This window comes from uncultured Algibacter sp. (genome assembly GCF_947487605.1).
In the GTDB taxonomy this organism is placed as follows: domain Bacteria; phylum Bacteroidota; class Bacteroidia; order Flavobacteriales; family Flavobacteriaceae; genus Algibacter_D.
The window spans coordinates 468013-478994 of record NZ_CANKXK010000001.1 but is presented as its reverse complement, the minus strand read 5'-3'; the positions used below and the strand labels follow the sequence as shown (position 1 = coordinate 478994).

Below are 10982 nucleotides of genomic sequence, written 5' to 3'. Positions count from 1 at the left end.
AACCAAGTATTAAATTTGAAACAGAAAATACAAATCAATTAGCTCTGTTTTTCTAAATCCTTACGTCGAACTCAGGTACTCAAGAAGAAAGTGATAGAACAGAAGTATATAAAGTCCTTAAAAATTAAGAACATGGAATAAGTACTCTTGTAAAGTAAAAGCGGGTATCCAAAAAGTAAGTTCGATGTCATATTGAGCTTGTCGAAATATTTTTAACTTGCTGATAATCAATATCAATTTCGACAGGCTCAATCAGACAAATCAAATTATAAAGACTTTTTAGACAGCCTCTTTTATAGAGTTAATCTTAAGTTTAAATCGTTTTAAATGCTATGGTTATAGATAAGTGTTATTTTTACAAAGAAACCTCAAGCACCTTAGCGTTAGCCGAAGACAACTCAACCGTATTTACAGTAGCAGGAATAATAATAGTTTCTCCGTAATTTAAAGTATAAGTTTCATTATCAACAAGTACCTGAACACCGTCTCCATCTACACACATATAAATAACAAAAGAATCTAAATTTGAATAATCTTTAGAAACGCTGCCCTCAATTGGTAAGAAGTTGGTTTTAAAATATGGTGAGTGCACGAGTTTGTTAGAAACGTTTTTTGATGTTTCGTAATCTGTATGATAGCTATCACAAACTTTGTAATCAATAACATCTACAGCTAAATCGTTATGCAATTCGCGTTTCTCTCCAGTGGAAGCATCCACACGGTCGTAATCATACATGCGGTAGGTAACATCAGATGTTTGTTGAATTTCAGCCAATAAAACGCCAGCACCAATGGCATGTACACGCCCTGTTGGAATATAAAAGGTATCTCCTTTATTTGTTTTTTCGTGATGCATCACCTCTAAAATGGTGTTTTCTTTGATGCGCTTTTTGTATTCATCTGCATCAAGTTCTTTATCAAAACCTACAATAATTTCAGCATCCGCATCAGCTTGCATAATGTACCACATCTCGTTTTTTCCAAATGAATTGTGGCGTTCTTTAGCAATAGCATCACTTGGGTGTACTTGTACTGAAAGTGGTGTTTTTGCATCGATATATTTTATAAGTAAAGGAAATTCGTTTCCAAATTTTTCATAAACCGAATGCCCTACAAAATCGCCTTTAAATTCCTTGATGAGGTCTCTTAGCGTATAACCTTTTAAAGCACCATTAATAACCTTGGTTTCATCACCTTTTACATCTGATACTTCCCAAGATTCACCAATGTGCTCTTCGTTGTAGTCTTTGTTTAAAACTGTTTTTAGTTTATTACCACCCCAAAGACGGTATTTGTATAATGGTTGAAATTTTATTGGATGCAATTCCATAATATATTTTAATTAATTTTTTTGAGTGTTAATAATCTAAAATCCATAATGCTATCAGCAGCTTTATTTATGGCTTTCAAAGTTAATATATTTTCTTGTTTAGTCAGTTTTATTGTTCCCATATTTAAAGGTTTAAAATCTTTAACATAGGATTCTTCTCGTAGAATTCTATCTTTCTCAAAACCAACTAATGGTGGGTTATGAGGTTCTGTTATTTTTGTATTTACAGTCTGGTTGTCAAAACTTAATTGTATGGTTGAGCCAACGTTTTCTTTACTGCAGGTATAATACACAACTGCTTCGTAGTTTCCAGATTCTAATACTTCAACATTCCATGTAATGCTATCTTTTGTACTTGTCCAATCGGTTAGAAAGGAATCATTTGGCCATCGGTTAGAACGTTTTATATTCCCGTGGGGTGAAGCATCTCTTGCAGGAAGTTGCGTGTGTTTAAAGCCTGCATAACCAACAGGATTTGTTCTTGTATCTTTTTCTGGAAGTTCGCTTAAAACATGTTCTACCCAGTGTTTTTTATAGGCAATCATGTCTTTTAATTGCTCAGGATATTGTAATGAAATATCTGTGTTTTGTTGCGGGTCTTTTAACAAATCAAAGAGTTTTTCATCTTGATCCAGCATAAATTGCTCATTTCTAAGACTGATATTTTTTTTCCAGTAAGTGACTAAATAGCGGTCTTCCCATTCGGGTTTTTCTTCGGTTAACAAGGGTTTTAAACTAATACCATCCAATGGTTTTTCAGTTTCAACTTCAATATCTGCTAAATCTGCAAGGGTGGGCAATATATCAATAGAGCCTGCTATTTGTTTGATTTTTTTTCCTGATGGAATCGTACCCTTCCAATCAATAATAAAAGGAACTCTCACACCGCCTTCATCGGTATGTCCTTTTTTACCTTTTAGCTCGCCATTATATCTGTAGCTATTAGGACCATTGTCAGACAGATACACAATAATTGTGTTTTCTTCTAAATGCAGGTCGTTAATTTTTGTGTTGATTCGTCCAACATTCCAATCGATATTCTCACATAAGGCATAAGCTGCTTTAGTGAACGCTATATTTTCTTCGTTTTTATATCTGTGGTCAATGGCAATGTCTTTATCTTTAAATTTATTCCACCATCTATCAGGTACTTGCATAGGGCTGTGTGGTGTGTTATAAGGAATGTAAATAAAGAAAGGTTCGTCTTTATTAGTTTCAATAAAATCTAAGGCATGATTTGTAAGGTCGTCTGGTAAAAAGCCTTTACCATTAACAATTTCGCCATTGTGGTCTAACATGGGGCTAAAGTAGTTTCCCCAGTGTCCAGAAGTAAACCCATAATACTCATCAAACCCTCTTGTATTGGGATGATAAGGGGCTTGCGTACCGCTATGCCATTTACCAAAAGCTGCTGTTTTATACCCATTATCTTTAAAAATATTGGCAATAGTGGTTTCATCTAAGTCTAAGCGTTCTCCACCTTCTGATGTTGAATATACACCACCTCTAACATGGTATCTTCCTGTTAGAATTTCCGCTCGGGTAGGGGAGCAGACAGAATTAACATAAAACCGTTCTACCACGGTACCGTTTTCGGCAAGCTTATCGATATTAGGTGTACTTATTTGTGTGTTGCCGTTTAAACTCAAGTCGCCCCAACCTTGGTCATCTGTTAATATAACAATGATGTTAGGTTGTGTGGATTTTTTTTTGCCTTCGGAAGGTTTACATGCTATTTGAGAACACACCAAACATAATATCATTATTTTGATGATGTACTGATATGGTGTGCTGGCTTTTTCCATTTGATTGATTCAATTTAATTAGTCAATTTAGAATTCGCACTCTTAATAATATCTAAAGTAGAAGTGTCTGAAGCAAAAACAGAATTTAAGCCTTGAGGTTCTTGTGGGGGGTCGGCTGTAAAATCGTCTCCTGTTTGCCATTTGCCATTGTCAGGATTGTTAGTTCCGTAACCAGCAAATCCCCAAAAATTTAAACCTGCTAAAACACCTCCTTCATTTTTATTTTCAATAATTCTATTAAAAATAGCGTTATAAAATGTATTTCTGTTTTCTACAGATGAAGATTTTGCTAAACTTTCTTTTTCACGAGGAAATCCAAATTCAGACATTACAATAGGTTTTTTTAACGATTCGGCTACTATTAAATGCTCATTCATATAAGCATTGGCTCTATCAATAGAGACTAAAGTTGATGCTTTTTCATCATTAATGTCGTACCAAGACCAGTTTTTTGGCCACATGTGCATGGTTAGATAGTCAATATCTTTATTGCTGTGTAACCTTTTATACATATCAATATCTTGTAAATAGCTCGCTTTTCCTTCAGCCCCAGTAGAAATTAAATGGTTTGGGTCTAAGGACTCTATTAAAGCAACGGTTTCTTTTAACCAACTGGCAAAAGCAGCTTCGTGCTCTGGAGTCATCATCACTCTTGGCTCGTTAGCAACTTGCCACGACATAATGGTATTATCGTCTGTATATTTTAATTTTGTATAGCTGTTAGTGCGTCCAATAATAAATTTAACATGCTTGTAAAAGGCTTCTTTACAAGGTTCGCAACTATGAAACTGTTTGGTGTAGCTCATATAGTCATCCCAAGAGAACTGTTCTAAAAACGGATTGGGTACTTCGCCATAGCCATTCCATTTTAAATATTCAGACATTCCACCAGACCAAATCCAGTTATTGTTTAAATATAAAACGGCATACATGTTTCGTTTACGCATTTCGGCAAGTAAAAAATCTAATCCATCCAATAAGTCCTCGTTATACTCACCTTGTTTTGGTTGTAATGCAGGAGATACGCGCGAGTCGCCACCATCGCCTTCAGCACCAACTAAAATTCTAAGATTATCGATGCCTATGCCTTTCATTAAGTCTAATTCCTTAATAAGGCGTTCTCTATCTCCAATATTTTTAGCGGCAATTAATGGTCCGTACCAATAATTTGTTCCCACAAAATAGTACGGGTTGTCACCTTTGTAAAATTTTGAATTTTTAACTGTAATAAGAGGAATATCCAACTTAGCTACCTTTTTAAAACTCGTACTTTTACAGCCAGAAAATAAGGCGAATACTAAGGCTATACCTATAAGTTTGATGTTTAACTTAGATAGGAAGTTGATGTGTATTTGGTAATTCATTTTATGAAATAGATTATAGTTTGTTGATGAATTATATAAAATGAATGGCTCTTGATAAACAAGATATAGGTTGGTTAAACCTCTTTATTCATTCATTTTAATGCAAGCTCTTGATGTATGGTAAGGCGCTTTCCACATGCTTACTTTATCTTCTTGGGTATAAACAGCTCCTTTATTATCTACTCTAAAATGCCATTCGCCATGTTCAAAATCTAACAAATTATTTTTAGTGTATTTCCAAATTCCTAATGAAGCAGAAATGTATGCCTCTTTGCTTTCAATGTCGTGAGCAAATTTTAGTCCCACCAAAGCTTCCATTTGTGGCCACCAATGTCTATCTGTATCTGTATGATTAGTGGTTAAATTAGTTTCGTTAATTACAGAACCATCCGTATCAATCCCCTTTTTTAGGAAAGTATCTGAAACTCTAATAGCAATGTCTTTGGACGTGTTTAATAAAGCTTCATCACCAATAACTTCAGCAGCTTCTAATACTAACCACGCCGATTCTATATCGTGACCATAAGATACGGAGTTGCTCAACAAATTCCAATCTTCATCAAAAAACAATTCGTAATGATTGTGCTGATTTAAGAATTTTTCATTCATCACTTCAACCAAATCTTTAAGCGAATTTCTTAAGGTATCGTTATCATAAATTTTAAGCAATGTGGTGTAGGCTTCTAAAATATGAAGGTGTGTATTCATAGTTTTAGCAGCGTTCATATCCTTGTCACTTAAACGCATATCATCTATAGCACTCCAATCTTCATTAAAAGCTTCTAAATAGCCTCCTTTTTCAATATCTTTTGCATAGCGCTCTACATACTCAAACAACTCGATAGCCCATTGTTTAGCGTCTTCATTTTTTGAATAGATATAATATTCCGACAGGGCATAAATGGTAAACGATTGCGCATATACTTGCTTGCGCTTATTTATAGGTTGCCCTAAATAATCAAGCTCCCAATAGACGCCTTTGTGGGTTGTGTCTTTAAAATAAGTTTTTAAATATTGAAAAGATCTTTCGCAAATAGCTTGATAATCATCTGTTTTTAAATGATTGGATGCTGCTGCAAACGACCAAAGGATTCTACTATTTAAAATAATACCTTTTGAAGCTTTTGGAACGAGCTTGTTTTGATAATCTCGTTTTCCTACAAAGCCTCCGTGTTCGTTATCAATGGTATTGGTTTTCCAATAGTAAAGGATTCTTAACAATTCGGTATGCAATTCCTGTTTCAGGTTTTGGTATGCAGATTTCATTAATAGAGACCTTTATTCTTATCAATTAAATTGATAATATTTTGCACTGAATCATACGATGTATGCTTGTCCACAGGTGAATTCATAACATAATCTACCAATTGTTCTACTGAAGATAATGCTACATGCATTCTTGTATCTGAAGATGCATAGTAAATAAATATAGTGTCATCATCATCTTTAACCCAACCGTTTGCAAACAATACGTTAGAAACATCTCCAAGGCGCTCGCTTCCTATTGGTGCCATAAAATGACCTGCTGGTTTGTGTGTTACTTTAGAAATATCGTTTAAATCTGTCATAAACATGTACAGTGTATAACGCAATCCAGCTGCAGTGTTTCTAACACCATGTGCTAAATGTAACCAGCCTTTATTGGTTTTAATTGGTGCAGGTCCTAATCCGTTTTTCAATTCGTAAACGGTATGGTATTCTCTATCGTAGATGATTGTTTCGTTATCAACAATAGGGTTTGTCATATCATCAACATAACCTAAGCCAATTCCGCCGCCACTTCCTACACTAATAAAACCATCTTGAGGTCTTGTGTATAAAGCGTATTTGCCATTAACAAACTCAGGGTGTAACGCTACATTACGTTGTTGTCCTGCTTTAGATTCTAAATCAGGTAAACGCTCCCAGTTTACTAAATCTTTTGTTCTTACAATACCCGCATTGGCAACAGCCATACTGGTGTCTCCTTTAGGGGCATTAGGGTCTTTACGCTCTGTGCAGAATATACCGTATATCCAACCATCTTCATGCTCAATCAATCGCATGTCATATACATTGGTGTCTGGGTTACCTTCAATTTGAGGAATTACACAAGGTTTGTCCCAAAATTTAAAATTATCGATACCGTTTGGGCTTTCCGCAATAGCGAAAAATGATTTTCTATCATTACCCTCTACACGTACACAGATTATATAATTACCTTGCCATTTCATGGCTCCAGAATTCAATGTAGCATTATAACCAATGCGTTCTAAAGCATTTGGATTGGTTTCTGGGTTTAAATCAAACCGCCAATGTAGCGGGATGTGTTTAGCTGTAACAATAGGGTTTTTATATCTGGTATAAATTCCGTTTGAATCTGATACAGGTTCGTTTTTCCTTGATATCAATTCGTTATAAGTGGCTGTAAGGTTTTCCAATTTATGAGCTTTTAAATTTAATTGTGTTTCCATTGTTTTAATCTAATTTTTTTTCAAGTGAGTTCCACCAGAATTTTTTAAGTAAAATTCCACAGATTACTGCAACTGCGAGTGAAATATAAAAAGGTGTTGTTTGTCTGAAAATAAGGTACATTGGTAAAATAACTAATACGGTTTGACCAATGACACCAATGAATACGTTAAACATATCGATACCAAAATCGGTATTCTTTTTTATGACAACACCATCGTTCTCAAGTTTGTCATGAATAGGTTTCCAAAAGCCCCAAGGTCTTACGTTTTTATAGAATGTTTTTAGAACGTTCTCATCGGTAGGAGGTGCAGAATAGGTACCTAAAATAGAACCTATTATAGATACAACCAACAATATAGGGAACAAATAAAGACTTAAAATATCTGGGAATAATTCTGGAATAATAGCTGCAGCAACTAAACCTGATACCATGCCCCAGAAGAACCCTTCGCCATTAAATCGCCACCAGTGCCATTTTAAGATATTGGCACCAACATAACTACCGTATAATACAGATACAATCCATTGTAAAACTGAGTTTACATCTTTAGCAAACAAACCTAAAATGATACTTACAATAACTACAAGAATACCTGTAATGTAGTTCATGTTTTTAATTTGATTTGCCGATGCGTCTGGATTCTTATATTTTAAGTAAATGTCGTTTACTATATAAGCTTGGGCAGCGTTTAAAGTACCAGCGAATGTGGACATAAATGCAGAAATAAGACCAGCTAACAATAACCCTAATAAACCAACAGGGACAAACTCCATAATAGCCGTAGGTAGTATTAATTCAAAATCAATATTTCCAGCAGCATTCTGTAAGTCTAATTTTTCATAATATATTAAAGCTAAAGCTCCAAAACCAGCAATCATTAAATAACGAATTGGCATTAATACAACCGATACAAATCCACTCATTTTTGAAGCCTCAGAAGCTGATTTAGTGGATAATATTTTTTGCATATCGTAATTTGGTGCAGGACCAGCAACACTTACCAGTATGCCTTTAAATACCATCATCATAAAGAATATAGTAAATAAGCTAAAGCCATCTTCTCTAATTTTATTATTAACCTCTGGGATAATTTCTGTCCAGTCAAGATTTAATTCCCAACCAAAGAAAGGACTCATCCATCCGTCTGGTGTATTTAATCCATGTTCTCCAACGGCTACAAAACCTAAATACCCAATAACGAAAGCAGCTATGGTCATAATAGCAAATTGTACAACGTCTGCCCAAACAATACCAGACATACCACCTAGTAGTGAATAGAATACAGCAAAACAGGTAAAAATGATGCCATAAAAATGAGGGACGAATTCTGGTGTCACCGCAAACGGAATATAACCACTAACCACCTCCCAAGGGATAAATATTTCTACAAATTTACCTAAGCCAATAAAGCCATAAGCTAAAAAGCCTAAGCATAAAACAAGCGCAAATATAACCACAATAACGTGGGACATTTTTGCGCCTTTGGCAAATCCAAAACGCGTTCCAATCCATTCTGCTCCTGTAGTAGCGTTAGAACGTCTTAGCCATTTGGATAGATATACCATTAAAAACACTTGATTGAATATGGGCCAAAGCCAAGGAATCCAAGCACTTTTAATACCGTAAACAAACATGAGGGTTACTAACCAAATAGTTCCAGAAATATCAAACATGCCCGAAGCATTCGATAAACCTAGCATATACCATGGTATGCTATTACCTCCTAATAGATAATCTTCTTTACTTCGCTGTGCTCGTTTTCTTAATACCAAACCTATAACAATAATAGTTATAAGGTATGCGGCAATAATTAAAATATCGGCAGTGTGTAATAATTTCATATACTTAGTTAGTTTAGTTGTTGATGTCTTTTAAAAATAGGGTTTGAGGAAACGTGGTGAATTTCCTAAAATCATCGGCGTTTTTGTGGTCTTTGTATGGGATATAATAATGCCCTTTATGCGCATTTCTCCAAAATAAAACCCATGAAATACCTGTGTCTTTTATATTTGGATACAGTACTTCTGTAAACCAGTTGTCTGTTGGTATTTTTTCTAACCCTGTTTCGGTTAGTGCGAATAATTTGTTTTTTTCAGTAGCAATACGTTTCATAATACGGATATCATTTACTAATGAAGCTACGAATTCTTCGGTATTATTAAAATCATAAATATCAACTCCTAAAAAATCAACGTAATCATCCCCTGGATAATACTTCAGGTAGTCATATCCTGGTGTCAGTTTATTTGGAGAATAACCATACATTAAGTTGTGCAGTTTGTGCTTATCTCTTAATAAATGAACAGTCTCTTGCCATAATTGTTTGTAGTCTTCTGGCAAGGTACTTGGGTCTCCCCACCAAAACCAAAAGCCATTCATTTCATGGAAAGGTCTGAAAATTATAGGGATATTTTCACCTTTATATTTTAAATCTTTAATAAAGTCTGCCACTCTTGAGACCCATAAATTGTATTTTTCTTTATGAATACCTTTTCCTATAACGTCTTTTACAGCAGGCACACTGTCCCATGCAGAACCTCCAGTAGTTGGGTTATCTGGATGCCAACTCAATGAAATAATGCCACCTTTTTTATGGGCGTCAATTATTAAGGTTTTCATGGTTTCAAAAGGAATAGAATCTAGGTTGTTTTTATAACCTAATTCAATATGTCCAATTTCAAAACTATACATAGCAGGTTGTTCACCAGATATCTCATTAATATCACTTTTATCAGCGTTTGAATTTGGGTCGTACTTCCATCCAATACCATAAGCAGTTGCATCTTGATGGCCAACCACAAATCCTTTTTTTGAGGTAAAAAATAATTTTTTGTGTAGTTTTTTGGCGCTTTTTGATAGTTTTTTATCGACTAATTCGGGTTTTTTGTATGCTTCTGAATACAATGATTTACAAGAATAACTTGAAACAATTAATAGTAAAACTATTAGGTGTTTAAGTTGAAGTTGTTTAATCTGTATAGTCATTATATTTACGTTTTTATGAGATAATAATACTGATTATCTATGTGATTAACTTGAGTAGAATATTAGGATATACAAAACTAAAAAGATATATTGCATAATAATGATATTATTTTATCAAAAGGCAAACGTTTTATTGCAAATGCGTTATGGATATATTGAAAAAAGTACATAGAGAGATAACACCACTAGCCCCTGGAGATAGTTTTTTGGTTTTTGATAGAGTAAAAAGTGAGTTTACCTTTCCTATTCATTTTCATCCTGAATATGAGCTAAATTTTATTAAGAATGGAAAAGGCACTAAGCGAGTAATAGGGGATAGTATGGAAGAAATTGATAATCTAGAGCTGGTTTTAATTGGTCCTAATTTATACCATGGGTGGTTGACTCATAATTGTAAAAGTGAATCTGTTCACGAAATAACCATTCAGTTTCACGAACATTTGTTTCAAAAAAAGTTTTTGGCTAGACAAATAATGAAGCCTATTAAAGATATGTTTGATCGGTCTATACATGGTATTTTGTTTTCTAAGAAAACGGCATCAGAGATGTATGATAGATTTGCTCAAGTTTCAAGATTAGACAGTATGGATTATTTTTTAGAGTTGTTATCCATACTATATGACTTGGCAAACTCAAGGAATCAAAGACTTCTTTCAACTTATACTGCTGGTAAAGAAAATTTTGAGAATAGTGATAAAATCAAAATTATCTATGACTACGTACAAGAGAATTTTCATAAAAAGATTACGCTAGCCGAAGTTTCAGAATTAGTATTTATGAGTCAAGTGTCTTTTAATAGGTTTATGAAAAAAAGAACTGGAAAAACATTTGTTGATTATGTAAATGATGTGCGTATTGGTCATGCATCTATGAAATTAATTGAAAAAGATAATAGCATATCTGAAATTGCCTTTAATTGTGGTTTTAATAATATTGCAAATTTTAATAGGGTCTTTAAAAAATTAAAAAACCGTACCCCCAGTCAATATAGAAGTGAATTTTCAGGAATAAAACGAATATTATAAATTCATACAGTTTACAGA

The 10982-nt window shown here is 34.1% G+C and carries 8 protein-coding genes; 1 reads left to right on the top strand and 7 read right to left on the bottom strand.

All coding sequences use genetic code 11. The features are described from left to right. Positions 1-355 precede the first annotated feature (355 nt). The 7 genes from Q0739_RS02225 to Q0739_RS02195 form a co-directional block, all read right to left on the bottom strand. Positions 356-1330 carry a type I phosphomannose isomerase catalytic subunit gene (locus Q0739_RS02225; protein ID WP_298237061.1) on the bottom strand — a complete coding sequence of 325 codons (975 nt, stop codon included), beginning with the start codon at positions 1328-1330 and terminating at the stop codon, positions 356-358. A gap of 8 nt (positions 1331-1338) precedes the next feature. Further along, complete coding sequence (locus Q0739_RS02220; RefSeq protein ID WP_298237060.1) at positions 1339-3135, bottom strand: arylsulfatase; 1797 nt, start codon at positions 3133-3135, stop codon at positions 1339-1341. 14 nt (positions 3136-3149) lie between these two features. Then, entirely contained in the window at positions 3150-4499 is a 1350-nt protein-coding gene (locus Q0739_RS02215; protein WP_298237059.1) for a cellulase family glycosylhydrolase, read from the bottom strand. 84 nt (positions 4500-4583) lie between these two features. Continuing rightward, a complete protein-coding gene (locus Q0739_RS02210) occupies positions 4584-5765 on the bottom strand; it encodes an AGE family epimerase/isomerase (RefSeq protein WP_298237058.1) in 1182 nt (393 codons plus the stop codon). Beyond that, positions 5765-6952 carry a glycosidase gene (locus Q0739_RS02205; RefSeq protein WP_298237057.1) on the bottom strand — a complete coding sequence of 396 codons (1188 nt, stop codon included), beginning with the start codon at positions 6950-6952 and terminating at the stop codon, positions 5765-5767. Before Q0739_RS02205 ends, Q0739_RS02210 begins: the two co-directional genes overlap by 1 nt. A 4-nt stretch (positions 6953-6956) precedes the next feature. After that, on the bottom strand, positions 6957-8795 hold the full coding sequence (locus Q0739_RS02200; protein WP_298237056.1) for a sodium:solute symporter family protein: 1839 nt from the start codon (positions 8793-8795) through the stop codon (positions 6957-6959). 13 nt (positions 8796-8808) lie between these two features. Then, positions 8809-9939: a glycosyl hydrolase gene (locus Q0739_RS02195; RefSeq protein ID WP_298237055.1), complete on the bottom strand. Its 1131-nt coding sequence runs from the start codon at positions 9937-9939 to the stop codon at positions 8809-8811. A gap of 146 nt (positions 9940-10085) precedes the next feature. On the opposite strand from Q0739_RS02195, the gene Q0739_RS02190 reads away from it, so the two are divergent. Further along, complete coding sequence (locus tag Q0739_RS02190) at positions 10086-10964, top strand: AraC family transcriptional regulator (RefSeq protein ID WP_298237054.1); 879 nt, start codon at positions 10086-10088, stop codon at positions 10962-10964. Positions 10965-10982: the final 18 nt, after the last annotated feature.

Coding starts and splice junctions, on each gene's coding strand:
- Q0739_RS02195 (WP_298237055.1), bottom strand. CDS start 9,939: ATGACTATACAGATTAAACAACTTCAACTTAAACACCTAATAGTTTTA.
- Q0739_RS02210 (WP_298237058.1), bottom strand. CDS start 5,765: ATGAAATCTGCATACCAAAACCTGAAACAGGAATTGCATACCGAATTG.
- Q0739_RS02225 (WP_298237061.1), bottom strand. CDS start 1,330: ATGGAATTGCATCCAATAAAATTTCAACCATTATACAAATACCGTCTT.
- Q0739_RS02205 (WP_298237057.1), bottom strand. CDS start 6,952: ATGGAAACACAATTAAATTTAAAAGCTCATAAATTGGAAAACCTTACA.
- Q0739_RS02215 (WP_298237059.1), bottom strand. CDS start 4,499: ATGAATTACCAAATACACATCAACTTCCTATCTAAGTTAAACATCAAA.
- Q0739_RS02200 (WP_298237056.1), bottom strand. CDS start 8,795: ATGAAATTATTACACACTGCCGATATTTTAATTATTGCCGCATACCTT.
- Q0739_RS02190 (WP_298237054.1), top strand. CDS start 10,086: ATGGATATATTGAAAAAAGTACATAGAGAGATAACACCACTAGCCCCT.
- Q0739_RS02220 (WP_298237060.1), bottom strand. CDS start 3,135: ATGGAAAAAGCCAGCACACCATATCAGTACATCATCAAAATAATGATA.